The organism is Alteromonas sp. ABM1_013 (assembly GCF_056160505.1).
The window spans coordinates 469,617-496,263 of sequence record NZ_JBSWXH010000002.1 but is presented as its reverse complement, the minus strand read 5'-3'; the positions used below and the strand labels follow the sequence as shown (position 1 = coordinate 496,263).

Genomic DNA, 26,647 nt, shown 5'->3' with positions numbered 1-26,647 from the left:
ACTTAATTCCTTTATTAACGATTATTCAGTAAGTGTAACAGCTAGCAAAATTTTTGAGAGATTACCTATACAAATTTTGATTATAAAGTCGTAAAACGCGACAAAAGTATAACTAAAGACCTGATTACTCGGCTGTTTACTACTTTTCTATTCCCAAAAGCATTTAGAAGATAAGCGATTGGCCTTGTGTTGCTAGTATAAAATTAAAGCCTAATTTATTATCCTGCTGTAGCTCTTTTGATATGACAGAACGTGGATTTTCTCCTGCTTTTAAGCTGTACTTGATATGGCTTATCACGATGTTTATGTCTGAAACCTGGCTTTTATCTTCAACTAGTTCGTAAAAGCGAGTAAGTTCTTGCATCAACCACTTAGGCGTAAGGTGTCCGAACAGCAGATTATCAGGGCGACTGTTATCAAACGACACCTCAATAACCATACCTCTTAGCGTCTTGTTTCGCATTTGCTGTCCAAGGTAGCGCCATATTACGCCCAACTTGCCTTCTTTCTCGACATCGTCCGGGCCAGTATCACCAAAATAAACAAACATATCGTCGTCACTTTCAATAACAAAAGCCGTCGACTCTAGAGGGTGACTTAAACTAAAGGGCGTTACAGTTAAATTAGTGCCTTTAATTGCAGTGGCTTGTTGCGGAGCCAAGTCGACAACATCGTATTTGTTGAGCTTTGGCTCTATTCCTCGATTGGTAAAGTTTGCCCATGCCTGCCAGTTAAAGTAAGTCGCCCCCATGGTGTCATTTACTGACTTTAAGGCGTAGATGGGTTTATTGTTGTCATCTGGTGAAGCAATGAGTAACCCTGCTACATGGTCTAGGTGACCATGGCTAATCAAATATGCCGCAACATGGTTATGCAATACGTTACCGTTAGCTTGCAGGTTATCGTCGGGCTTACTCTGTAAGCCGCTAAAAGCCCCCTCTTTCAACGCAACATCAATACCATTAACTATGCTTCCTGCGTCTAGAGCAACATAGCGCTCCTCTTCTAAACTTCGCAGTAGAAATGCGCTCAAATTACCGTCTTTAATACCGCCAGTATCGCCCAATGTAACAAGTTGAAATGCCGGTTCTACACCGCTTTTTCTTGCTTTAATGGCAGTATTATATTCCGTTTCCCTATCACTCACTGAAGCAGTGCTGCAAGCGGTTAGTACTGAGAAAATCAAAAGACCCAATAGATGTTTCAAAATTTTTTTATTCCCATTAAAAATATCTGTTTCTTACCTTCTTAAAGCTAAGCAAAAAACAAAAAAGACAAGCTACATAACATCAAGCCCACATCACCATAATAGCGGCAGCACCGATTAAGAGCAGCCCAGTAATTTCGCGTTTTGTAACTGCGTTTTTTAGCCAGAAATGTGAGAGCAATAAAGTGAGTAAAACCTCTAGTTGCCCAAGCGTTTTCACTAGCGCCACATGTTGTAGCGCCATAGCTGTAAACCAGCATATTGAGCCTAAACAGCTTACTGTACTTATCGCTAGCACCTGCTTTTTAGCGCTCACTAGTTGCTTAAAGACTAAGGGTTTGGTTAATGCTATGTATGAACTTAAAGCAACCGTCTGAACGCACAGCACCCATAATAAAACCCATGCTGCGGCTACTGTATGCTGAATATTAAGCATGTGGCTAGCTTCGCGCACTAGAAGTGATGTCAGCGCAAAGCAAGTACCGCAAGCTAGACCGATAGCCATGGTTTTCACACTAATACCATGAAGTCGGTTACCGCTGCTAAGCACGAATACAGCTATTCCACCTATGACTATGCCAGCCCACCCAAGAGGTGTTAGGTAACTACCAAAAAACAGCATGCCTACCACACCCGCCACTAAAGCTTCACTTTTAGCCAAGCCTGCTCCAATAGCAAAGTTCTTTTGCTTAAACAAAATCACCATTAAAGAAGTGGCCGCTATTTGAAGCAGTGAAGCACACAAGATCACTGTGATAAATGGGCCCGTAAATTGCGGCATCTGGCTGGCACTAGTGCTGTAGAGCGTAAGCAAATAAATAAGGGCTATGGGCGGAGCCAAGATAAAACGAGATAGCGTAACGCCCGAGGTGTTAACTGAACCACTTAGTCTGCTTTGCAGCGCATTACGCACGGTTTGCATGATAACCGCGCCCAATGTAAATAAAACCCAACTCATTAGCGTTGCTTTACCTTTAAAGTCATTTTACTAGCTGCCATTCAAGCGTGTTTTATTTAGCGTTAGTTTCGCTACCAGATAACGCCTGTAGACGCTTTGCTTTGAAGTCACTTTCGCGCTTCCAATAAGGCCATACATCACCTTGAGCATAATGAGTAAGCATGGTTCCAATAAGAGATAGGTCTTGTTTAACGCCACCTAATGTCCAGCTTTGAAGATAATCGTCATCTGCTTTGTGATAGCGTTTAGCGATAAAGCTTGGGTCGGTATCACCTAAGCTCATGAACAAAATAGAGGGCACGCCCTGTTTGGCAAGCGCGAAGTGGTCTGAGCGGAAGAACAGGCCATTTTGAGGGCGCGGGTCCATTTTAACCGTTCGACCTTGTAGTGAAGCAGCCTTTGCCAAATCCTCTTCAATAGATAAATAACCTTCACCGTACTGCAAGATGTAATCAACATCATCATTTACATTCATGCCGTCGATATTTAAAAAGGCTACCATGTTCTTGGTAGGTACAGGTGGGTTATTTGCAAAATAATCAGCACCCAACAGCCCTGTTTCCTCTGCGGTAAATGCGCTAAACATTAGCGTACGCGCAAAGCCTTCTTTGTGCTTTGAGAGCGCATCTGCCAGCGTTAGCACTCCAGCTGTGCCAGACGCATTATCCACCGCACCATTGTAAATAGTAGTTTTGCCATTCTTTTCAACTTTACCAAGGTGGTCCCAATGAGCGTGCAGCATTACCCACTCTTCTGGCTTTGAGGTGCCTTCTAAAATACCGGCAACATTCTGCGATTCAGCATGCTCGATAGAGTTAGCGAAACTTAACGATGCTGTAGTGTTTAACGGGATAGGCGTAAAGCCGGGCGTAGATGCTTTTCTTTTAAGCTCGCCGTAATCTAAACCTGCTTTTTCGAAAAGCTGCCTAGCGGCATTTAGATGAAGCCACCCCATTACGCCTACTTGTGACGCATTACCATTGTCATCGACTAGGCTAAACTTGGTATTAGAATTTGAGTTTTCGACAACGCCCCAGCCGTAACCCGCAGGCATGGTTTCATGAACAATGAAAACAGCTTCTGCGCCTTGCCTAGCGGCCTCTTCGTATTTGTATGTCCAACGACCATAATAGGTCATCGCATTGCCTTGAAATAAATTTGGATCTTTAGATGCAAAGCCCGGGTCGTTTACCAGCATTACCACCGTTTTTCCTTTTACATCAAGGCCAGCGTAATCATTCCAGTTATACTCGGGCGCATTTATACCGTACCCCACGAAAATCAAGTCACTATCAGTTAGTGAGTATTCATTTACTATACGTTGTGTTCGAGCAGTAAACTCGCTTCCCCCTTCAAAAGAAAGGTCGCCAATGTTTAATGTGCTCATGTTGCTGGGTGTAATTTTTGCGAGCGGCACAGCTTGCGTATAGCTGTCACCAAAAGCCGGTTTTAGCCCTAACTTCTTATACTCTGCCACCAAGTATTCTACGGTTTTTTCTTCCCCTTTTGATAAAGGTCCTCGCCCTTCGAACTCGTCACTAGCCAATGTTTTAACGTGCTGACGATACACTTCTAAATCGATAGAAGCGTTACTCAGCGACATCTCTACGTTTTTTGCTTTCGCCGACGAAGGCTCAACCGAGGTCAAGCTGGAAGTAGTGACGTCAGCATTCGCTGAACCAGTAAGTAAAGTAGAAGTAAGTAGAGACGCTGCGCATGCAAAGGAAAAGGCGCGATAAGGTTTGCACAAGAATGTAAACATAAGCCATTGGTAGAAATAAAAAAGGATACCGAAGAGTATCCTTTACCGCCGACTATCTCAACGCCAAGAATGGGGTCAGAGTACATTATTGGCATTCCCTACTTCAAAACTAGAGAAATATACCCTGACCCCATTATTCATGAGAAATGTACTCTGACCCTATTATTTGGGTTTAAAGGCCCATGGCGTGGCTGACGAAAGCGTTTTTGATGGTTGTGAGTTTATCTGTAGCTGAAAGTCCTATACCGCGTACTAGTTTTTTGAGCGGGTCGTTGCCGTCGAATAGGAATTTGAAGCCATCCATTGCTGCTATCATTTTTGTGGCTTCTGTTTTACGGCTTCGCTCGTAGCTGCGCAGGTGCTTGTACAAACCTATCTCTTTGCCCGACACTTTTAAGTCATTTAGAGTTTCCGCCAGTGCCAGTGCATCTTGCATTCCTAAGTTAGCCCCCTGCCCGGCTAGAGGATGAATCGTATGCGCGGCATCGCCCACCAGCACTACCCCATCTTTAGCCCATTGTCTTGCATAGCGCATGGTTAATGGAAACGCGGCGCGCTCGGTTTCAAGCACTATAGTGCCTAGAACACTATTACTTGCGGCAGTTAACGCATGGCAGAATGCAGCATCATCCAACGCCATTAATGAGTTCGCTTGCTCTGGCGTTTGCGACCACACAATTGAACAGACATTTGGTTCGGCCATTGGAAGTAACGCAAGTGGCCCTGTGGGCGTAAACGCTTGGCGCGCTACATTGTTGTGTGGCTCTTCGGTTTTGATATTAGCAACTATGGCCGTATGCTCATAATCTTTAAAGGTAATTGGCAGGCCAGCCTGCTTTCTTACAAAAGAATTAGCGCCGTCTGCGCCAACAAGCAACCTGCAGCTTAGCACGTCGTCGTTGTCTAACATCAGCATGGTTTGATTAGGGCCAGCGAGCACCCTTTCAATACCTGCAGTAATCAACTCTACATTAGGCTGCGATTCCACAGCTTTAGACAGTGCATTAACTAAAGCTTGGTTTTCTACAATCACGCCAAGTGTATCGCTTCCCATTTCGTCACACGAAAAATGTATATCACCAAAACTGTCTTTGTCCCACACATGCATAGCGGTGTACGGGTTGGCGCGATCTAGCTGTAAATGAGGCCACACATCAAACTGTTGCAATGCTTTAATATTTGCCTGATTTATTGCGCTAACACGCGCCGTTGGCTTATCTGCAAGCACCTGATAACAAGGCGACTTATCAATAACTGCTATATTTAGTTCACTGTTTTTTAGCGCTGCGGCTAGGGTTAACCCCACAATTCCACCGCCCACTATTGCTATATCAACATGCTGCATTGTTATCTCTATTTCCGTGTGGTGTTACGCCATAACCTGTTGTGTGCTTTACGAAGGTTTTCTTCACTTGCGGCATCATACTTAATGCTAGTAAGGAAACGTTTCGGCCTATGACGGTAGGAAAATACTGGTTGGAGAAAGTTCGCACTAGGGTATCGGTAAGCGCAATCGTGTTATCTCGGTCTTTCTTACGTTCGTTCGCATAGCGCTGAACGATATTAAATGCCCCAGCGTCAAAGTGGCCAGCACCGCTTTCCACTTGCGTTTTTTGATTGCTCTCTTGCTTCGAAATTGGCGACATAGAGTGCTTAGGTACAGCACTTTTTAACACAGACTCTCTTTTTAATACGGACACGAGTGCACTCAAATCTCGCAAACCCAAATTGAACCCCTGCCCCGCTATAGGATGTAGCGCCTGCGCAGCATTCCCAACCACTACCGTTCGGTGACTGGTAACTTGCTGGGCTTTAGTAAGTGCCAAAGGATAGCTAGCGGTATCACTCACCCTTAATACTTTGCCCTGACGATAGCCGAAAGCTTGTTGAAGCGCGTTAATAAACGACGCTTTATCCATTTTCATAAGTGCTTCAGCGGCTTGAGTTTCTAACGTCCATACCACTGAAAAACCATTGCCATTTGCCTTTACGCCGTCAATTTCACTATCAAAGGGGAGAAAAGCAAGAGGGCCAGAATCGGTAAAGCGTTCGTACGCTTTATTTTCATGGGGCATTTGCGTATGCACGTTAAATACAATGGCAGTTTGGTGATAGTCACTAACTGTTTTAGCAATACCCACCTGCTCGGCCAAACCCGAACGCCCGCCATCTGCAAGTATTAGCAGCTTAGTGGTTAGCACCTCCCCGCTATCTAGCAACACGTCTACATTGTCACGGTGCTGCTCAACACCGGTTACTTTTGCTGGCGCTATGTGCTGATAAGCAATACTCGCATTTGCTGCTAAGCGCGTTAGCGCGCTTAAACTTACCACCTGGCCAAACGCGTCGATGTGATAATCTTGGCTATGCAGATTTAAAAGACCAAGGTGGCCCTTATCGCTCACTTCTATCTGCTTTATTTTAGGAGGTAGTTCGCCGTTGTGCTGCTTGGCTAAGTCGTCAAGGCTTAAACCAACATCGGCTAGTTCGTTAACCGTACGTCTTGCTAACGCAATAACTCGTGTATCGGTAAACGGGTTGAAATCATTGTAGGAGGGTGAGGTTTCTTTTGGGTCTGCAGCGTCAATAAGTGCAACACTTAATCCGCTTTTTTTACCTTCGGGCGTTTCAAAAGCAATGTCTTCGCAAAGTGCTTTAGCAAGCACGGTTCCTACAATCCCACCACCGATAATAACTACATCAACCGCTGCCGATTCCACTATATTTGTCTTCCCGTCGCTCTAACTTTTGCGCTTTTTATTGTTTTAGTTTTTCGCCATTAGTGATTCGATTTCGTCAATCTCTTTAGGCACGTCGGATGTCAAAATTTCAACACCCGATGCTGTGATGACCACATCATCTTCTATGCGAACACCTATACCCTTGTACTTATCGGGTGCCACACTTTCTTGACTGATATAAATACCCGGCTCTACCGTTATCACCATTCCTGGCTTTAATGGTCGGTCTTGGCCGTCTATTTTGTAGTTACCTACGTCGTGCACATCTAGCCCTAAAAAGTGACCTAACCCGTGCATGTAGAACTGGCGCCAGCTTTCGTTCTCTAAGTTTTCTGCCACACTACCTTCTAATATACCAAGGTCAACTAAACCTTCGGTAATAATTTCTGCGCTGTGTAGCATTGCCTCGGAAAGCGTGACGCCGGGCGCTAGCATATCCAATACGCTTTTTTGCGCCTTCAATACAACGCTGTAAATTTCACGCTGAGCATGACTAAACTTACCATTTGCAGGAAATGTTCGAGTAATGTCTGCAGCATAGCCTTGATATTCTGCGCCTGCGTCGATCAAGATCAAATCACCATCATTTACCTGTGCGCTATTTTGCGTGTAATGCAAAATACAGGCATTGTCACCGCTTCCTACAATCGTGCTGTACGCAGGCGAACGTGCGCCAGCCATAGCAAACTCATGGTGAATTTCAGCTTCTAACTGATATTCAAAACAACCAGGAGAAGCAAATTGCATAGCGCGCTTGTGAGCTCGGGCACTGATTTCCCCCGCCGCTTTCATCATTGCTACTTCGCAGGCTGATTTAAACAATCGCATTTCATGAAGCTGTGGGCGAAAATCGTGTATCGCGCCAGGCGCTAATGATTCTTTTGGCGCTTCACGCAAAGTATTTAGGGCTTCGGTAAATAATCGGTCGTGACGTTTACTGTGACCTAAAGCGAAGTAAACATTGTCTTGCCCTTGAATAGACGCCAATAAGGCTTCTTCTAATTCATGTGTTTCAAACGCTTCATCTAAGCTAAATCGGGAAAGCGCAGCCTCAGCACCAAGGCGCTTACCATGCCAAATTTCAGCGCTTTTGTCTTTTTCCTGAACCACCATTGCGCGATAGCTCTCGCCGTAGCGAGGATGATTAGACAATATCAACCATGCATCAGGCTCTTCAAACCCCGTTAAATACCAAAAGTCGCTGTCTTGCCTGAAGGTATACTCGGTATCTCGGCTTCGCGTTACCAGTCCAGCGGCAGGTACTATACATACACTGTTAGGTTGGCACTGCGCCAACAGCCTGTCTTGTCTGGCAATAAACTCTTGAGCGCTAATCATAAACTAGAAAACCCCAACTAATTCACTGTAATGTACGCCGATTAAACAGCTGCTACTTTTAACTTTCCCTAAGTACTAGTGTACGGATGGTGTGTCTTGTTGATCATCAAGAAGTGATTGACCCAGTTCACTGAAGCATAAAATAGCTGAGATTTTCACGTATTCTTCCACTTCAAAGAGCGCTTTCTCAGATTCTTCATCGGCATCCATTGGCTCTTCCATACGAGAGATATCTGAGAAGTCTTCAAGGGCTTCTTTAACATCGTCAGAACACTGCACAAGGTCCTGCTGGTGTAAACCGAAACCAAGCATAAAACCTTGCACCCAGTTGATAAGCGCTGCGCCGCGGTCGTTGATAGGCGCTTGGTCTTCTGGAAGCAACAAGCTAAGCGCGAATTCAGGCTCTAATAACTGCTGACAGGTTTGATTGAAAAGCGTATTAAGAAGATGTTGAGTTTGGTCGCTGAACGCATCACCTTGATTGATGGTTTCGCTAAGGGCTTCAAGCCACTTTTGATCGGTAAGCGACATGCCACCACAAAGCATTCCAGTTAGAATGCCGTGCACTTCTGCCGCATCTACAATGATACCTTGCTGTGACAATTTATTAGTTACGCTATCGTAATCGAGCTGTTTTTCCACGATTCGTTCTCTTTATTTAAGATGAGTTGAGTTTTCACAGCCCTTTTTGATTTCGGCCGTTACTCCGTGATGGCGTTAATACTAGCAAAAATCAATATACAAAGCCCACTTTTGACAATTTTGCGTGCAGTGTTTGAACAGTGCATTTATAGTAAAGATTATACTTTGTACAACAAACTCATACATTGTTTACTGACTGTTCAAACAACCGCGAATTGGCGTTAATTTAACGAAATGCACGCTGTTATCCCTAGTAACGAACGCATAATTAATCTAAGATCATCATTGCTGGATACGGAATTCCTCTCGCAGCAGTATTTAAAAGACTTTTAAGTTTGTAACTAAATTACCTGTTTGGTTATTATTGAGCTTATCTTGTATGCGTGTATAATTGCTGACCAATTGGTCAAGAAAATAGTATTTTTTTACCGCTTTTATATTCACCACGCAAAAATAGTTATAAAGCGCTTTAGGTGATCCTCTTCACTGGATCTCGCGTTTGTTATACCCTGTTGCGTTAATACAACAACAATGTTTCCTGGGATGTTTGCTAGTTCATTCATGTCCCTGGCCGATGCTTTAAACCTAGGAAGTTGAAACAGCTGCTATTGTGCAAGCTCGACGCGTATCGAGAAGCCTACGGCAATTGTGATTCTTCCGCCCTGAACTTTTCGGTTCACGGGCGAAACATGGACAGCGGCATTCTGGGAAGCGCCCTCTTTCGACGGAAGAAGAAATGGCAATAATAAATTTTGGCTCTATAAATATTGACCACGTTTATCAGGTAGACCACTTTGTGCAACCTGGAGAAACGTTGGCCTCAACCCATTACCAAACATTACTAGGTGGTAAGGGTGCAAACCAGTCGATTGCTTTAGCGCAAGCAGGTGCAGACGTACGTCACGTTGGCAGCATTCACGAAAACGACGCCTCTTTCAAGCAAGCCCTTATCAAAAAAGGGGTAGATTGCCGTGGTGTTAAGTGTTCAGAAGTTCCTTCTGGTCACGCTATCATTCAAGTTACGCCTAGCGGCGAAAATGCCATTGTGCTTTTTGGTGGTGCTAACCAAACCATTACAGCAAAAACGGTAATGCAAGCGCTAGACGATACACGCCCTTCAGATTGGGTATTAACCCAAAACGAAACCAGCAGCATTGAAGAAGTACTTCGCCAAGCGAAAGAAAAACAGTTGAAGGTTGCCTTTAATCCTGCGCCTATGAGCGAGTCGGTTAAACAGCTACCACTGGAATGCGTCGATTTGCTTATTGTTAATGAAACAGAAGCGGCAGCTATAACTGGCAAAGAAGAATTTGAAGATATTGTGACAGTGTTCAAAGAACAATGGTCACACTGCGAAGTTATCATTACACTGGGTAAAGCAGGTGTAATGATGCTGCGTAAAGACGACGTCATAGAAGTAAACGCTTTTTCTGTAGATGCAGTTGATACAACTGCGGCAGGCGATACCTTTATCGGTTATTTCTTATCTGCCTACAGTAACCACACCGATGCTAAACAGGCGTTGCGTCGTGGCTGTGCAGCTTCAGCGATTGCAGTAACTCGTGAAGGCGCAGCACAGAGTATTCCAACACAAAAAGAAGTGGATCGTTTCTTAGCGAAACACGCCAACTAGCAAGACGCACTGAGAAAATTTGATGGCACATAAGATCATATTAGATACGGATCCGGGGATTGATGATGCAATGGCGATTTTTTTCGCTTTCCAATCACCAGACATTGAAGTACTTGGTTTAACCACAGTTTACGGGAACGTTCCGGTAACAATGGCAGCGCAAAATGCGCTTACCCTTTGTGAAATTGCCGGTAAAGACATTCCTGTAACCAAAGGCGTAGGCATGCCGTGGGTTGGCCCTGAGTCTACCTATGCACACTTTGTGCACGGCGAACACGGTTTTGGTCATATAAAACCTGAAGCACCTAAGACGGAACTAGACCCTCGCAGCTCTGCGCAGTTTATCGTTGATATGGCGCGTAAGTACCCGGGCGAAATCACATTAGTGGCAATTGGTCCATTGGGCAACTTAGCCCTAGCCCTTCGTCTTGAACCTGAGCTACCTAAGCTGGTTAAAGGTGTTAGCATCATGGGTGGCGCTGCGTTTGTACCTGGCAACGTTACGCCCGTAGCAGAAGCAAACATTTGGAATGACGCCCACGCGGCAGAAATCGTATTTGCGGCAGATTGGGAACTAACGATGTTTGGTTTGGACGTGACGAACTTCACGCCATTCTCGCCAGCTTTTGTTGAAAAACTTGAAGAGAAAAACAATACCCTTGGTGGCTTTGTGAAGGAAAGTGCTCAGTTCTACATGGACTTCTACTCACAAAACCGTGAAGACCGTGTATGTTTCTTCCACGATGCATTCCCAATTGCTCACCTTCGTCACCCAGAGTTATTTGAACTGACTGAAGGCCACGTTCGCGTTGGTACTGGCACGCTGGACAGAGGCCAAACGGTGGTTGCGCCAACTGGTACAACACCTAGCCCACTTTGGAACGAAGCTAATACCATTAAGGTAGCGACTAAAGTTGACCATCAAAAACTGGAACAACTATTCGTAGACACCTACGCTCTGTGATATGTTTAAGGGATTGTGAATATACAGTCCCTTTTTTATTTCTGCGTTAGGTTTATATAGATGGAAGCTGCTGCACTCCCTGAAAATGAAGATGAACGTCTTGCCGAACTACTCAGCTACGATGTTCTTGATACTGAAGCAGAGCAGCTTTTCGATGACCTTACCACGTTAGCTTCTCAAATATGCGAAACCCCTATTGCACTTATTAGCTTAATAGACCCTGACCGCCAGTGGTTTAAGTCACGAGTGGGTTTGGATGCTGAAGAGACCTCCCGTGAAATTGCTTTTTGCTCTCATGCTATTTTGCAAGAAGAAGTGCTTGAAGTCCCTAACGCCACCTTAGACCCGCGATTCCATGACAACCCTTTAGTAACTGGTTCGCCAGATATACGGTTTTATGCAGGTGCGCCACTCATTACACCATCAGGCCACGCTATTGGTACGCTTTGCGCTATCGACCGCAAGCCTAGAACGCTAACTGAAGCACAAAAGACGTCATTGCAGACGTTAAGTAAATCAGTGGTAGCACATTTAGAGCTGAAGCGGAAAAACCGAGAACTGGAGCGTACTAGTCAATTCAAGTCTGATTTCCTGTCCTACGTTAGCCACGAAATCAGAACGCCACTTAACGCTATAAACACGTTCAGCCGCCTTCTTGAAGGCGAAGCTAAAAAGTTAGATTTACCCCCGTCTTTTACCACCCCGCTTTCACATGTAAGCCAAAGCGGCGAAAGGCTTCTAGAAATTGTAAATTCGGTGTTAGATATCAAGCAAATAGAAGCCGGCAAAATGCGCGTAATGGCGCGAGCAGTGAATACAAGCGACTTCTTTACACATCTGTTTTCGTTAACTAAGGTTCGTGCCGAAGACAGCGGTATTACATTTTTCACCAGCATTGATAAATCAGTGCCCGACTCGCTATTTTTTGACGATACCAAGTTTGGACAGGTTGCACTGAACTTGCTGTCTAACGCCATCAAATTTACCAATAAGGGTAAGTCGGTAAAAGCGCAAGTAAAATACAAAAATGGAAAAGTTATATTCAATGTCATAGATGAAGGCATTGGCATTAGCGAAGATGATCAAAAGCGACTCTTTGAGCCTTTCGAACGGATGGGTAACGCCCAAGAGATTAGTGGAACTGGCTTAGGCTTAAATATATCTAGGCGTCTTATCGATCTTATGGATGGAACGATTAAAGTTAGCAGTAAATTAAATCACGGTACCCGCTTAAGCGTAACCTTGCCCGCCGATGCGCTAAGTGCAAATCAGTTCGTTGAGGCACAGCCACAAAGCTTTGTAGCACAAGTTAACATTGATAAATCTGCAAATGTGTTAGTGGTTGAAGACCACTATATAAACCAAGTGGTTATTCAAACCTTGTTTGAAAAATTAGGCGTGGCGCTTTCTGTGGTAAGCACAGGTGAGGAAGGGGTTGAATACGCTAGATCTAATCCTGTCGACTTAGTGCTAATGGACCTTAACTTACCCGGCATTCAAGGAGACGAAGCGACGGCACAGATAAAAGCTCACAAGCCAAGCTTACCTGTTGTAGCATTAACCGCTGACGTGATAACTGAGTCTGAGTATTTGCGAGAACGAGGCCTTGATGACGTGCTAACCAAACCTATAGACAATAGTGAGTTAGTTCGCGTACTTAATCACTATTTAGGGCAGAATAACCACTAACCGCCATTCACGCCAAGCACGGTTGCCTAATATGCAAGTAAGCGTTTCACCAGAAAAACAGAAAGCTAGAGCCCTACTTCGCAAAAAGCTTCGCGAAGCGCGTCGTAGTTTACCTGATGGACAGCATGAAGACGCTGCCCAGTGCATCACGACTCAGCTAAACACCCTTCCCTTTGTTAAAAGCGCAACTACTGTAGCCGGGTACTTGGTTAACGATGGCGAAGTAAACTTAAAATACTACATCGAATCAACTTGGCAGCTCTCGCACAAAAAGTTCGCATTGCCTGTGCTACATCCTGTATGCAAAGGGCATTTGCTTTTTTTATCTTATACCCCCAATTCTTTGTTAATTAATAACAAATACAATATAGAAGAGCCTGTATTGTCCTGTGAAGCCGTCATACCTGTTACACAATGCGATGTTATTCTTATGCCGCTAGTGGGGTTTGATACAAGCGGTAACCGCTTAGGTATGGGTGGGGGCTATTACGACCGCACCTTAAGCTTTACGCAACGCAAGCTGAATACTCAATCGGCCTTAAACCAGCACACGCCAAAATTGGTAGGTATCGCTCACGATGTGCAAGAAGTTGATGCCCTGCCCGTTGCCCCGTGGGATGTGCCGCTGGATGCTATCGTGACCCCTTCTCGCACACTTATATTCACTAAACCGTAATTTCACTATATCAAATTGAACCTATGAACTTATGGGTTCATGTGCACTTATAAGTTACACTTGCAAGCATAATAAGTTGGAGAGTAACCATGGATCAGAACGAAAAAAAGCAAGCCGTAGCCAAAGCAGCCATCGACTATGTTGAAGCAGACAGTATTGTCGGTGTGGGTACGGGCTCTACTGTTAATTTTTTCATAGAAGAACTGGGCAAAATTAAGCACAAAATTGAAGGCGCGGTTTCAAGTTCAGAGGCATCTACCGAGCGTTTGAAAGCCTTGGGCATCGAAGTCTTCGAGTTGAATGAAGTTAGTAATCTTTCAGTTTACATTGACGGTGCCGACGAAGTCACTGAACACAAACATATGATTAAAGGCGGCGGCGCCGCTCTGACCCGCGAGAAGATTGTTGCGGGTGCCGCTACCACGTTCGTTTGTATTGTAGATGAAAGTAAGCGCGTGCCTGTTTTAGGTGACTTCCCACTTCCTGTAGAAGTTATTCCTATGGCTCGCTCTTTTGTCGCTCGCGAACTGGTAAAACTGGGTGGCGACCCCGAGTACAGACAAGGCGTTGTGACAGATAACGGTAACGTTATTTTAGATGTTCACAATCTTGAAATACTAAACCCACGTGAGTTAGAGCAAAAAATCAATAATATTCCGGGGGTAGTAACTAACGGTATTTTTGCGCTACGTGGCGCTGATTTAGTGTTAAGTGCAACCGACAGTGGTGTTGAAACCTTTAAGTGATTCGGGCGGCTTAACCGCCCCTATTTCTAGAGTTTTGTTGAAAAGCTAAGCAAAATACTGCTTTTAACTTAGCGCGTTTTCTGTTAATTTCCGTTTAGACGTCTAGATGTCTTAATTAATAATATTTTTGCAGCTAGATGTTTATGTTGCTTAAGGTTATGAACCTTTTTTATTAGAGCAATTAGCGTAACTAAAACGCTAGATAGCAGGCGCTAAACCAAGGCTCTGTTGCAAATAAGGTAGTGCATCTTTAAATGTTAGCTACCCAGAATTTATGAGATCCTATGGTTGGCACTGCCAGCAACCCCAATTAAATCAGCGAGAGATAGCGAGTTCATGAGCAAAGTTTCATTAGAGAAGGATAAAATCCGCATTTTGTTGTTGGAAGGTGTTCACCAAAGTGCTTTGGAAACACTACAAAACAATGGGTATAGCAACATTGAATTTCTTAAAACCTCTCTTCCTGAAGATGAGTTAATTGAGAAGATTAAAGACGCCCACTTTGTTGGTATTCGTTCACGTACACAGATTACCGAGAAAGTAGTTGATGCGGCGCAAAAACTTGTTGCTATTGGTTGTTTCTGCATTGGTACCAACCAGGTTAACCTTGAAGCCACGCAGCGCCGTGGTATTCCCGTTTTTAACGCGCCTTTTTCTAATACTCGCTCGGTTGCAGAACTTGTTCTTGGGCAAATTATTCTTTTGCTTCGCCAAGTGCCTAGCAAAAACGCCAAAGCTCACCGCGGTGAATGGGAGAAGACCGCAGTTGGCTCTTATGAAGCTCGCGGAAAAACCTTAGGCATTATCGGCTATGGCCACATAGGTACACAGCTTAGTATTCTTGCTGAACACCTTGGTATGCGCGTTCAATTCTTCGATATTGAAGATAAGCTAGTGCTGGGTAACTCAGCTCAGGTGAAATCGCTTGAAAAGCTACTTAATACCTCTGATGTGGTATCGTTACACGTTCCCGAAACGCCGCAAACCCAAGATATGATTGGCGAAAAAGAGCTGTCTCAAATGAAGAAAGGCAGCATTCTTATTAACGCATCTCGCGGTACTGTGGTTGATATTGACGCACTTGCCAAAGCACTGGAAAGCGGTCACCTTAATGGCGCAGCAATTGATGTATTCCCAGTAGAGCCTAAGTCTAATACTGAAGAATTTGAATCGCCGCTTCGCGCGTTCGACAACGTTATTCTTACGCCACACGTTGGCGGAAGCACGCAGGAAGCGCAAGAAAACATTGGTATTGAAGTAGCGGGTAAGTTAGCAAAGTACAGCGATAACGGCTCTACGTTGTCGGCGGTTAACTTCCCTGAAGTATCACTGCCTGAGCACACCGGTCGTTCGCGCTTACTTCACGTACACAAAAACCAGCCAGGTATTCTTACGCAAATCAACAAAGCTTTTGCGGAAAAAGACATCAATATTGAAGCTCAGTATCTACAAACTAATGCTGAAATTGGTTATGTAGTAGTAGATGTTAAAGAAGACCGCGGCTATGAAGCGCTAGCAGAACTTCAACAAATTGACGGCACTATTAAGACCAGAATCCTTCATTAAACAAAACGTTTAATAAAACGCTTGCTTGATATTTAGTTAAAAAAAACGCTGCAAATTTGCAGCGTTTTTTTGTATCTGTACTTTTGTTTTACTTAGCAATGCACTGGTTCTAGCGCCTATTCCAACAACACTATGGCATCAGTGTATAAAGGAATTACCTACGTAAAGCATTAAACCACCTCAACGTACAACTGAGCAGTCAAGGCGCTTCAGTAAAGTTTAGAAGAAGTTGTAAACTAAGCTTACTGCAGTTTCTGTATCAAGTTTTTCTACGTCTTCATCAACGTTAGTGTTGTGATCTAATTTGAACGAAAGACGCATAGAAAGGTTCCCGCTGATCGTAGCAGTAAGTGCAGATTCAGCACGTGACTTCGTGTTGTCAGAGCCCACTTCAGTACTCACGGTTTGCGTGAATTTAGCAGTGTCAGAAATTTTCCAAGAATACGCTGTTGATGCACGAACAATCATGCTATCAAGATTTTCATCTTCTTGTGTTTCGATGAACGAGTAACCAGGACCTATTGAATATTCTAGAGTGTGGCGATCATTCTCTAGCACTTTTTGGTTCCAACCCGCTGCTACCGTTGCTTGGTAGTTAAAGTTGCTAAAGCGGTCGTCTTCATATGATGCGAAGGCAAATAGACGGTTATCAGGGTTTTCTAGCTTATAGTTACCCTGCGCCGAGCCGAAGAACTTTTGCGCAGATGTGTACTCAACGTCTTCGCCATTATCATCTTCTGTAGTTTCTTTTTTGTATAGACCTTCAAGGGCGTAGTCATTGCTCCAATTTTCTAACTCTTGGTGTGCGGTAATACCCGCGCTGATTGAAGTCGTCTCAGTGTTACCTGATGTAGATATGAAGCCAAGCTCACCTTCCATTGTGAAAGGTTTTACTTCTTTACCTTGAGCGAATACGGCAGGAGAAAGAGAAATTGCAACTAGAGATGCAAGCACTTGCTTTTTCATTGAACAATCCTATTGATTATCGGTCCATTCGTTGTACACGACACCTTAAGTACTGCAAGGCGGTACAACACGAGTTTTAAAAGAGGTCAGCTAAATAGCGTCGAAAAATAAACCAACGCTACAAACAATGGTGCGCAGTGTACATTTTCAACGCTCTCAGTCAATCCACCCGCGGTAAAAAGCCGGTTTTAAGCCTTAAATTTACACTAATTGACTAAAAAAACTGATAGACCAATGCTACAGATGTCTCTGTGCTTAACGCCGCGACATCTTCAGGGGTGTCGGTTTCATGATTTAGTATAAACGACAGCTTCATCGCTAATGAACCGAATACATTTGCTGAAAGCGAGGTTTCAGAACGGGACTTGGTATTTTCTTCACCAGCTTCTGTGCTCACAAATTGACGCAGTTTGGCACCCGAGCTCCAGTGATATTTGTACTCGGCTGACGCGCGTACTATTACCCCGTCGTTAACAAGATTATCGCTGTCTTCTTCTGCTTCGATAAAGGTGTAACCTGGCCCTACACTATAACGAAACTCACTGTCTTCGTTTCGCCAAACGCGTTGTGACCAACCCGCGGCTAATGAAGCTCGGTGCTCATACCCTGTAAATTTATCATCTTCATAATCGCCGTACATAAAAAGGCGGCGGCCTGGCGTAAGTAGCTTATAGTCAAATTGAGCGCTGGTAAAAAAGCGCTGTGCGCTTATGTCGCGCTCTGTGGTAGGCGTGCCGCTTTCTTTGTAGAGCAGCTCAGCAAAATAAACACTGCTCCAATTTTCGGTTTCATGATCGGCATTCACTGCCGCTTTCACACTCGCAGCAGACGTATTGCCTGTATTGAGAAGAACACCCAGTTCTCCATCCATTGTAAAACGGGGAATTTCGTCATCAGCGTCTGGAGTAAAATCGGCGTGATAAAGGGTCTCAATAAGGTCTCTTGCATGTGCTGAGAAACACATACCAATACAAATAGCACCTACAACAACGTGCGGCCGGAAGGTTTTTGTGAACATAATCTGATTTTACGTCGAGCTTTTTAGTTATTAGATTACGTCTAAATAAGACGCTTATAATACCAATCCTCTGGAAGAACTTTACTGTTTATCAGTGCTATAACAGAATTGAGGCACTGAAAGCTCAGTGAATAAGCGAGACAATTTTTGCTGTTTCTTGCTCAGCATATTCAATTGAATTACTTATCACTTCCATATCGAGACTTACTGTATTGGCTATCTCAGGCGTAAAAAGTTCAATGTCAGCATAACTTTCTTTATCAAGTTGACTAAGCGTTATTCGACTAGCAAGAGCAAGGACGCAGATATCAACGTCAGAAGCGTACTTTGCTTCTTCGTTCATAAATGATATCGGATAGTACAAACCAATAGGCAAGTGCCATTTTTCCAATATGATACCGCTACAATGTGCAAACGTAAAACCGAAATGAGCTAACTGTTCAGTATGTGGCAACTCGCTTTTTTGTGCGTGACGATAATCGTCATAACGCTTAGGTTCTTTTTTAGCGACAATGAGCTCACTTAGATTCTGAAGAATTCCCATTACAAAAAAACGTTCAGCGCCGCGAATGTTCAGTCGCATCGCTAGGCTCTTAGCGACCATGCCACAATAAACAGAGGCATGCCAATGCTTGTCTAAATCAATTAGCAATGTATCGAAGTGCTTAAAGGCAGTGGTTGCCGTTTCAGCAATCACTAAATTATAAAGCGCTTCGCCCCCTATTACGTTAATCGCTTTTGTCAGAGACGCAATTTGAGAGGGAAAACGAAAAAGTGAACTATTGGCTAGCCGTAAAACTTTAGCAGTAAGAGAAGGGTCGGCACTAACTAATACAGCAATCTCTTCGATACTAGAACGAGGATCATCTAGCGTTGAACGCAAGCGAACGCATATATCGGGTAACGTAAACGATTTTGTAGCATACGAAACATACTTATCTAACGGCATCAAAAAATTCTCTAACTCTTTTTAACTTCTTTCAGGCGGCTCATTGAAAAGAGAAAATTGTTCGGCTGACTCTTCACTTTTTAGCTCTTGCGCTTTGCGTAACTTCGCCAATACTGCTTTTTCACGCCTTACACACGCACTGATTATTTTTCGTTTTGTCGCATCATCAACTTTGAGCCAATAAAGGCGTTCATCCCTACTTCTGTAACAGCCTTTACAAAACCCTCTTGGACCAGACTCGCAGACACCAATACAAGGGCTTGGAATTTCAAAAAACTCAAGCTGTTGGGACTGCGCTTTAGGGTCCTTCATTTCAGGCTTGCCACCTTAATTAATAAGCGTTAAGCGCTGAAGTACACAGCACTTCTTTAAATTAAAACGTATACCCGCAAATCTAGCCACTAGACATTAGCAGTAATCTAATACATAAAGTGCACAAATGCGTGAACTCGCCGTGTCTAGTCAATTCACGTTGCCAGTCTTAGCATAGCATGAATATCAATCTACAAGAGTATATTCAATGGTAGACACTACCCGCACCTTCTTAATGTGAGGATGGTGACTATCGCGGCTTGAAATACTGAACTGCCCTTGGTTGGCCCGCTTAATTTTACCCAACGTACTGTTTGAGTCTGAGGCAAACTTTTCTGCTACCTCTCGTGCGTTAAGCGTAGCCTCTTCAATCATTTCCGGCTTTACTTCATTTAAGCGGGTGAACACATAGTCAGGCTGTGCGCGATAACTTTGGTCTGATAATACAATACCGGTTTTAATTAATTCCCCAATTTGCTGCATGAGCGCTCGCACTTTTTCAACATCATTTGAAAAGACAGTAACGGTTTGAATGGCGCTGTAGCGAAATGGTGCTTTTTCACTACTTCCATATTGTTGTGCCAATTTGTCATTTATTTCAGGCTTTCCAATAGTAATGCTTTCTGCTGAAATGCCCTTCTCTTCTAAAAAGTTAGCCACCTGAAGGCTATTCTTTTCGATATGTTCATACAGTTGAGGTAAGTCATTGCCCGCGTCGACAAATTGAATAGGCCAAATAACCTGATCTGCTATGTACTCTCGCTCCGACAGTCCTTTTACGGTAACTACCCTATCCCACGTTTGCATATCGTTCATTGACGATGATACCTGAACACCAAGCAAAGCCACCGCAACCACCATGCCCAAGGCCATTACTATAGCCGCACCTATTTTCATTTAACGCTCCGTTCTGTCTACTGTGCTTTTCACTAACCCTTATGGTATAAGCGAATATAAGCTTTTCAATTTTACAAAACGAGATAAATGCTGACCAAAGGTGGCAAAAAAAAGGCCACTCAAATGAGTGGCCTAAAAAGCCCCTTAAGAGGGCAACGCTTGGGTAGACGGGAGAGTTAACCTTTACGTTTTAGTAAATAGTAAAATACGGGAGTAAGAATTAAGCCGAAGAAAGTGACGCCTATCATTCCAGAGAATACGGCCACGCCCATGGCTTGACGCATTTCTGCCCCAGCTCCAGTAGAGATAACCATAGGTAATACCCCCATGATAAAGGCAATTGATGTCATCAAAATTGGACGTAAACGTAAGCGGCTTGCCTCTTTAATTGCCGAAAGCGCATCCATGCCGCTGTCCTGCAGCTCTTTAGCAAACTCGACAATAAGAATGGCGTTCTTTGTAGCAAGGCCGACCAATACAATTAGACCAATTTGAGTGAAGATATTATTGTCACCACCGTAAATCTGAACACCAATAAGGGCGCTCAATAAGGTCATAGGAACTATCAGTATAATTGCCAGTGGTAAACGAAGGCTTTCATACTGCGCAGCCAGTACTAAGAACACGAGAAGCACAACCAGTGGGAATACGAACGCTGATGCATTACCGGCTAATATTTGCTGGTAGGTCAACTCTGTCCACTCATAGGTCATCCCTAGCGGCAAGGTTTCAGCTAAAATTTCTTCTATTGCCGCTTTTGCTTGGTCTGACGAGTAGCCAGGCGCTGGGGCACCGTTGATTTCGGCGGTAACGTAGCCATTGTAGTGCATCACTCGGTCTGGACCGGCGCTATGTTGAACGTCTAGGAATGAACCTAGTGGTATCATTTCACCTTGGCTATTTCTGATTTTAAACTGGGTTATGTCCCCTATTTCTTGACGATATTGAGCATCAGCCTGCACGTTCACTTGGTATGTACGACCAAACAAGTTGAAGTCATTTACATAAAGCGAACCTAAGTAAGCTTGCATCGTGGTAAATAACGTATCGATGTTTACCCCTTGGCTTACAGCTTTTTCACGATCTATGTCTACATCAAGTTGCGGTACGGCTACGGTGAAGCTTGTGAATGAACCCGTTAGCGCTGGGTGCGCCCACGCTTTACCAATTACTTCTTGGGTTAAACGCTCTAGCTCTTCAAAGCCCAAATTCCCTCTATCTTCCACTTGCAAGCGGAAGCCACCTATAGTGCCTAGCCCCATCACCGGAGGTGGCGGGAAAATAGCGACATAAGCCCCTTTAATCGAACCAAACTGCTGATTAAGTTTTGCAGCAATGGCGCCTGCAGATAACTCTGGTGACTGTCTTTCACTAAAAGGCTTAAGCGGCGTAAATAAAATTCCAGAACTTGGACTATTAGTAAAACCGTTAATATTTAAGCCAGGAAACGCTACGGCATCTGACACGCCTGGGTGTTCCATCGCAATTCGAGACATTTCGCGGATTACTTCTTCCGTTCTATCTAAACTCGCTGCATTAGGAAGTTGCGCGAAAGCCACCAAATATTGCTTATCTTGCCCTGGAACATAACCCGTAGGTGTAGTGGCAAACTGGTTATAAGTGAGCGCAATAAGGCCTGCATATAACACCAGTACAATGCCGCTTTTGCGAATTAAGCCGCCAACCGCACCTGTGTATTGTTTCGAACCACGATCAAATACTCGGTTAAATGGCGCAAATACAAAGCGACCAAACACCTTGTCCATACCGCGAGTAAGCCAATCGTTTGCTTTACCGTGAGGCTTCAATAGTAGAGCAGATAAAGCAGGGCTTAGTGTTAACGAGTTAATTGCAGATATTACCGTTGAAATAGTGATAGTAAGTGCAAACTGTTTATAGAATTGCCCGGTTAGGCCGCTCATGAAAGCCGTTGGTATAAATACGGCAGCCAAAACCAGCGTGGTAGCAATAATCGGCCCAGTCACTTCTTTCATTGCTTGGACAGTAGCGTCAAATGGTGATTTACCTTCGGCAATATTTCGCTCTACGTTTTCCACTACAACGATGGCATCGTCTACAACAATACCAATCGCTAACACTAAGCCAAATAAAGACAGCGCATTAAGAGAAAAGCCCATTAGCTGCATAAAGGCGAATGTTCCTACCAGTGAAATAGGTACTGCCACTAATGGAATAATGGATGCTCGCCAAGTTTGAAGAAATAGCACAACTACGAGAACAACAAGTAATACCGCTTCTAAAAGCGTGTTTACCACAGCTTCAATCGAGCCTCTTACAAACACAGTAGGGTCGTAAACAATGTCGTACTCTAAGCCATCGGGAAACACCTTTGAAAGCTCTGCCATGCGCGAACGCACGTCATCCGATATCTGAATAGCGTTAGAGCCTGGGGCTTGGAATATTGGAATTGCCGCAGCTGGGTTATTATTTAATAGCGAACGTAACGCGTAATTGTTCGCCCCTAGCTCAACGCGAGCCACGTCTTTAAGTCGGGTAATCTCTCCATTTTCGCCTGACTTAACGATGATATTTTCAAATTCCGCTTCGTCTTTTAGACGACCACGAACATTAATAAGTAGCTGAAATTCGCTGGTGCCTGTTGGCTGCGCACCAAGACTACCTGCCGCAGCCTGCTGGTTCTGATCGGCAATAGCTGCTGCCACATCGCCAGGGTTTAATTGAAGCGCTGCAAGCTTGTTAGGGTCTAGCCATACTCGCATGCTGAACTCGCCTGCACCGAACAGGCGTACCTGCCCTACTCCATTTATTCGAGCTAGTTCGTCTTTAACAAACTGGTCGGCATAGTTTGAAAGATACAGCATGTCATAACGATTATCGGGCGACGTTAGATGCACCACCATGGTTAAATCTGGTGATGATTTTTCGGTAACCACGCCTAAGCGCTGCACTTCTTGAGGTAAACGTGGCGTAGCGCGATTCACACGATTTTGTACCAGCGTTGTTGCTTCATCTGGGTCGGTGCCAATCGCAAACGTAACTGTTAAGGTCATGCGGCCGTCGCTGGTAGCTTGAGAAGACATATACAACATATCTTCAACACCGTTAATTTCTTGTTCTAACGGCGTAGCGACTGTTTCAGCAATAACTTCAGGGTTAGCGCCAGGATAATTCGCGGTTACCACAACAGTAGGCGGCACCACTTCAGGATATTCAGTGATGGGCAGTTGCCAAACTGCGATGGCACCACCGATAAAAATAAGTAGGGAAAGCACGCCCGCAAAAATCGGGCGGCTTATGAAAAACTGCGAGATATTCATTACTTAAGACCTGCCGTTGCTGTACCCGAAGTAAATGAACCACCAGATAAAACATCTTCATACTGCGCCATGTTTTGGGTTACTTGGGTAGCGTTATCAACACGTGACTGCCAGTTGGATAAGTTTGCAAGCGCATCTTCATCACCCATGGGGACTTTATTTGCGGCAACTTGTGCACCAGGGCGCACGCGCTGTAGACCATCAACTACAATAGTATCGTTAGCATTTAAGCCACTTGTGATAATGCGCATGCTTCCCACTTTATCACCCAGCTTAACTGCACGATATTCCACTTTGTTTTCGTCGTTAACCACTAACACGAATTTGTTATTAAGGTCTGTACCTATGGCTTTTTCTTTAATTAGAATGCCTTGTTCATCTGTATCACCCGCCAATTTTAGATGCGCAAACAAGCCAGGGATTAAACGACCTTTTTCGTTATTAAACACAGCTCGAACGCGAAGCGTGCCAGTGCTACCGTTAACCTGGTTGTCGATAAAATCAATTTGACCCCAGTGGTTATAATCAGACTCGTTAGCAAGGCGCATCGCTACTGGCTGCTCGCTTACCGCCGTTGACACAGTTTTATCGCTGTTGACGTAATTAAGATAGGTCTGCTCATCTATATCGAAATACGCATACAAACGGTCAGTGGATACAATACGGGTTAGCTCTGTTTGCCCCGCAGTAACAAAGTTACCTTCTGTAATATTGGCACGGGATACACGCCCAGAGATTGGCGCTTCAACTCGGGCAAAGCCACGATTTAAGCGCGCGACTTCAAGTGCGGCTTGTGTTTGGTTTAAGCTTGCTAGCGCTTGATTTTTTTCTGCTAGGCGAGCGTCAAGCACTTCTTCAGATACCGCTTGGGTTTTGCGCAATTTAAAGGCGCGGTTAAAGTTTTGCTCAGCCAGTTTCACGCGGCTCTTCGCTTCTTCAAGCTGTGCGGTTAAACGGTCAACTTCCGCTTTAAATGTGCGATTATCGATTAAGAATAAGGTTTGCCCTTGTTCAACGTATTCACCTTCATCAAACGCGACAAAATCGATATAGCCCGACACGCGAGGTCGAAGTGCAACGATGTGCGGCGATTCTAAACGCCCTGTGAAATTATCCCACTCGGTTAAACGCTGAGTCACCACAGTAGCCACATCAACAGGAACGCCTGCATTTGCATTTGCGCCCATTGATTGACTTGGATCTTGCTCGTCACCACCGCATGCAGCGACAAGCGCAGTTAAGCTGACTATTGCCAATAAACGGGTAAAAGTTTTCATTGCAAGATTCTCTAAAAAGTTAAACTAAAGTTTGATGCCGCGCATTATGCACATGCGAAAAGAATAAAAATAATTATATTTTTATATGCAACACATCACATTGCGTTATATGTTGATATTATATGCCGAAGGAGTGGAACGCTCTTTTAAAATAAAGAAGGGTTTTAATATAGAGCAAATCCAAAAATTCGTAAGAAAAGCCGAAGCTTAGGTAAATAAAGGGCTACGGCGCCGTAATATACAGGCGTCGCTCGTCGTATTCATATAGAAAATTAATACGTTTAGCTATAACCTATAACTAAATAATGTCATTCACGTTAAACCTATTATTATATTGATTCATTAATTGATAGATGAATGTAGGTGATATGTAATAAGCGCCGGAGAGAACAATGCGTCCACATGATTTAAATTTATTGATGATTTTTGATGCCATCATGACTGAGGGTGCCATTACCCGAGCAGCTGACAGGTTATCAATGACGCAGCCGGCGGTCTCTAATGCGCTATCTCGTATGCGCACCGCTTGGAACGATGAATTGTTTGTTAAAGATGGGCGTGGTATTCAGCCTACATCTTTCGCTAAAAATCTTTGGAGTCAAATACAAGGCCCTCTAGGCGAGCTTGAAGTTGCCGTTAACCCGAGTGATTTCAACCCCGCGACGGCAAAGCGTACTTTTCGTATTGCAGCAACTGATAGCATTGTGTCTATGGTGTGGGGCCCGCTGCGCAAAGTTATTGAGAACGAGGCGCCTGGTATTAATATCCATGCCATTCCTAATTACGATATGGAAACGGACAAAATACTTAAAGATGCCGAAGCCGAACTGACTTTCTCTAAATACCAAGAGCCTGGCTCAGTTATTCGTGCTGAACATGTCCTAGACCCAAGCTGGGTGGTGGTAATGCGTCCCGACCATCCTTTAGCCAAATCTCAACTAACGTTAGAAGACTTTGTCGCGGCCGATCACCTTCTGGTTTCTGTTACTGGCGATGTGACGGGTCCCACAGATCAAGTGCTGGCGAATTTAGGCCTTAAGCGCCGTGTAGCCATGTCCGTAAACCAATTTTATAACGCCACATCGCTATTAAAAGAAAGCAACCTTATTTGTGTTGCGCCTTCATTGGTCATGGAAAAGGAAATCTTCTCTGGAGAGCTAGCGGTATTTGAAACACCTGTAGAAATTATTAGCTCTCCTCTATCTATCATGTGGCATAAACGCCAAGACCAAGATGCAGGCCTACAGTGGCTTAGAGGCTTAGTGGTTAAATTTATACGTGAGCGTGTTCAGCGCCATGAAATGCTGCTGTCTCAATGTTGCCGTAAAGCATACTGTGCTGATACCGTTAAGCGCTTTATGGACCAGCGCAATATGGATTGTGAAGAGTTTACGCCCGCTCATTTAAATACGCCTAGTAACGATGAAGAAGCGAAAGTCATAGCGGGAAAAGAGACGGCCTAAGTCTTTTAGTCAGTCTCAAAAAAACAGCCTAGGGTAGCTAACCATGCAAGCGCTTCACTTTCAGAATCACTGAAATAGCATGCTAAGTTGGCCGCTGCATATACGCGTTCAAACTGACTTTTAACCAAAGCGGGTATGTCAGCATCGCTAGTAACAAAAGCACAACCTTGCATACCATATTGCTTTCTTAGGCGAACGGACTCAATTAAAGCTTGCTCGGCGTCTGGTGTTAAAATTCCCACACCTTGTACAAAAATCAAAAATCCCCAAGGTTGACCACCTAGAGGTAAGGCGAGCTTTTTGACATCTTCGTGATAGTGTTGAAAAAGCGCTTTTGTTACTACTCCCTTTCCATCTAGGCGAATAATGTTGCCTTTAAGTTCAACGCTGTATTCCCCAAACTTCGATTGTACTTTTATTGGATCTTTAATTTTTGCTGACATCTACTACCGCTTAGTATTTCTCTCACCCAACATGGATATTTGAAATTAAATTCGAAATAAAAGTGTAGTACAAAAAAACCCGCTTAGAAGCGGGTTTTCAA

The 26,647-nt window shown here is 44.2% G+C and carries 22 protein-coding genes and 1 other RNA gene; 8 read left to right on the top strand and 15 right to left on the bottom strand.

Annotation, left to right across the window (positions count from 1 at the left end):
• Positions 1 to 163: 163 nt before the first annotated feature.
• The 7 genes from ACXAGK_RS06795 to ACXAGK_RS06765 all read right to left on the bottom strand — a co-directional run bounded on the left by ACXAGK_RS06795 (position 164) and on the right by ACXAGK_RS06765 (position 8,648).
• The gene (locus ACXAGK_RS06795; RefSeq protein ID WP_474855603.1) at positions 164 to 1,114 is read right to left on the bottom strand and encodes an MBL fold metallo-hydrolase; all 951 of its coding nucleotides are present in this window, start codon (positions 1,112 to 1,114) and stop codon (positions 164 to 166) included.
• Between the two features lie 175 nt (positions 1,115 to 1,289).
• Entirely contained in the window at positions 1,290 to 2,165 is an 876-nt protein-coding gene (locus ACXAGK_RS06790; RefSeq protein WP_474855087.1) for an EamA family transporter, read from the bottom strand.
• A 52-nt stretch (positions 2,166 to 2,217) separates the two neighbouring features.
• Positions 2,218 to 3,768: a M28 family metallopeptidase gene (locus ACXAGK_RS06785; RefSeq protein ID WP_474855601.1), complete on the bottom strand. Its 1,551-nt coding sequence runs from the start codon at positions 3,766 to 3,768 to the stop codon at positions 2,218 to 2,220.
• Between the two features lie 331 nt (positions 3,769 to 4,099).
• Positions 4,100 to 5,272, bottom strand: a complete 1,173-nt coding sequence (locus ACXAGK_RS06780; protein ID WP_474855085.1) for an FAD-dependent monooxygenase — start codon at positions 5,270 to 5,272, stop codon at positions 4,100 to 4,102.
• Positions 5,259 to 6,650, bottom strand: coding sequence for an FAD-dependent monooxygenase (locus ACXAGK_RS06775; protein ID WP_474855599.1), 1,392 nt, complete (start codon positions 6,648 to 6,650; stop codon positions 5,259 to 5,261). Before ACXAGK_RS06775 ends, ACXAGK_RS06780 begins: the two co-directional genes overlap by 14 nt.
• 42 nt (positions 6,651 to 6,692) lie before the next feature.
• Entirely contained in the window at positions 6,693 to 8,006 is a 1,314-nt protein-coding gene (pepP, locus tag ACXAGK_RS06770) for a Xaa-Pro aminopeptidase (protein WP_474855084.1), read from the bottom strand.
• A gap of 75 nt (positions 8,007 to 8,081) precedes the next feature.
• Entirely contained in the window at positions 8,082 to 8,648 is a 567-nt protein-coding gene (locus ACXAGK_RS06765) for a UPF0149 family protein (RefSeq protein WP_179984225.1), read from the bottom strand.
• A 532-nt stretch (positions 8,649 to 9,180) separates the two neighbouring features.
• On the opposite strand from ACXAGK_RS06765, the gene ssrS reads away from it, so the two are divergent.
• From ssrS to serA, 7 genes are all read left to right on the top strand, one after another.
• A non-coding RNA gene (ssrS, locus tag ACXAGK_RS06760) (6S RNA) lies at positions 9,181 to 9,363 on the top strand.
• Positions 9,364 to 9,384: 21 nt separating this feature from the next.
• On the top strand, positions 9,385 to 10,281 hold the full coding sequence (locus ACXAGK_RS06755) for a ribokinase (protein ID WP_179984226.1): 897 nt from the start codon (positions 9,385 to 9,387) through the stop codon (positions 10,279 to 10,281).
• A gap of 22 nt (positions 10,282 to 10,303) precedes the next feature.
• Positions 10,304 to 11,245, top strand: coding sequence for a nucleoside hydrolase (locus ACXAGK_RS06750; RefSeq protein ID WP_179984227.1), 942 nt, complete (start codon positions 10,304 to 10,306; stop codon positions 11,243 to 11,245).
• A gap of 60 nt (positions 11,246 to 11,305) precedes the next feature.
• Positions 11,306 to 12,934 carry an ATP-binding protein gene (locus ACXAGK_RS06745; RefSeq protein ID WP_474855081.1) on the top strand — a complete coding sequence of 543 codons (1,629 nt, stop codon included), beginning with the start codon at positions 11,306 to 11,308 and terminating at the stop codon, positions 12,932 to 12,934.
• Between the two features lie 31 nt (positions 12,935 to 12,965).
• The gene (locus ACXAGK_RS06740; protein ID WP_474855080.1) at positions 12,966 to 13,610 is read left to right on the top strand and encodes a 5-formyltetrahydrofolate cyclo-ligase; all 645 of its coding nucleotides are present in this window, start codon (positions 12,966 to 12,968) and stop codon (positions 13,608 to 13,610) included.
• An 89-nt stretch (positions 13,611 to 13,699) separates the two neighbouring features.
• Entirely contained in the window at positions 13,700 to 14,356 is a 657-nt protein-coding gene (gene rpiA / locus ACXAGK_RS06735; RefSeq protein ID WP_474855078.1) for a ribose-5-phosphate isomerase RpiA, read from the top strand.
• A gap of 336 nt (positions 14,357 to 14,692) precedes the next feature.
• Entirely contained in the window at positions 14,693 to 15,922 is a 1,230-nt protein-coding gene (gene serA / locus ACXAGK_RS06730; RefSeq protein ID WP_474855076.1) for a phosphoglycerate dehydrogenase, read from the top strand.
• Positions 15,923 to 16,141: 219 nt separating this feature from the next.
• Here the strand turns inward: serA and ACXAGK_RS06725 are convergent, their stop codons facing one another.
• The 7 genes from ACXAGK_RS06725 to ACXAGK_RS06695 form a co-directional block, all read right to left on the bottom strand.
• Positions 16,142 to 16,888 carry a DUF481 domain-containing protein gene (locus tag ACXAGK_RS06725; RefSeq protein ID WP_474855074.1) on the bottom strand — a complete coding sequence of 249 codons (747 nt, stop codon included), beginning with the start codon at positions 16,886 to 16,888 and terminating at the stop codon, positions 16,142 to 16,144.
• A 214-nt stretch (positions 16,889 to 17,102) separates the two neighbouring features.
• On the bottom strand, positions 17,103 to 17,906 hold the full coding sequence (locus ACXAGK_RS06720; RefSeq protein ID WP_474855072.1) for a DUF481 domain-containing protein: 804 nt from the start codon (positions 17,904 to 17,906) through the stop codon (positions 17,103 to 17,105).
• A gap of 124 nt (positions 17,907 to 18,030) precedes the next feature.
• Entirely contained in the window at positions 18,031 to 18,855 is an 825-nt protein-coding gene (locus ACXAGK_RS06715; RefSeq protein ID WP_474855070.1) for an HDOD domain-containing protein, read from the bottom strand.
• A gap of 21 nt (positions 18,856 to 18,876) precedes the next feature.
• Positions 18,877 to 19,167 carry a DUF1289 domain-containing protein gene (locus tag ACXAGK_RS06710; protein ID WP_474805391.1) on the bottom strand — a complete coding sequence of 97 codons (291 nt, stop codon included), beginning with the start codon at positions 19,165 to 19,167 and terminating at the stop codon, positions 18,877 to 18,879.
• 186 nt (positions 19,168 to 19,353) lie between these two features.
• Positions 19,354 to 20,064 (bottom strand): SIMPL domain-containing protein, encoded by a 711-nt coding sequence (locus ACXAGK_RS06705; RefSeq protein ID WP_474855068.1) that lies wholly within the window; start codon positions 20,062 to 20,064, stop codon positions 19,354 to 19,356.
• 176 nt (positions 20,065 to 20,240) lie between these two features.
• Positions 20,241 to 23,363 (bottom strand): efflux RND transporter permease subunit, encoded by a 3,123-nt coding sequence (locus ACXAGK_RS06700; protein ID WP_474855066.1) that lies wholly within the window; start codon positions 23,361 to 23,363, stop codon positions 20,241 to 20,243.
• Positions 23,363 to 24,640, bottom strand: a complete 1,278-nt coding sequence (locus ACXAGK_RS06695) for an efflux RND transporter periplasmic adaptor subunit (protein WP_474855064.1) — start codon at positions 24,638 to 24,640, stop codon at positions 23,363 to 23,365. The genes ACXAGK_RS06700 and ACXAGK_RS06695 overlap by 1 nt, the downstream gene beginning before the upstream one ends.
• A 392-nt stretch (positions 24,641 to 25,032) precedes the next feature.
• On the opposite strand from ACXAGK_RS06695, the gene ACXAGK_RS06690 reads away from it, so the two are divergent.
• A complete protein-coding gene (locus tag ACXAGK_RS06690) occupies positions 25,033 to 26,103 on the top strand; it encodes a LysR family transcriptional regulator (RefSeq protein ID WP_474855062.1) in 1,071 nt (356 codons plus the stop codon).
• Between the two features lie 5 nt (positions 26,104 to 26,108).
• Here the strand turns inward: ACXAGK_RS06690 and ACXAGK_RS06685 are convergent, their stop codons facing one another.
• Positions 26,109 to 26,546 carry a hypothetical protein gene (locus tag ACXAGK_RS06685; protein WP_474855060.1) on the bottom strand — a complete coding sequence of 146 codons (438 nt, stop codon included), beginning with the start codon at positions 26,544 to 26,546 and terminating at the stop codon, positions 26,109 to 26,111.
• Between the last annotated feature and the right edge of the window lie 101 nt (positions 26,547 to 26,647).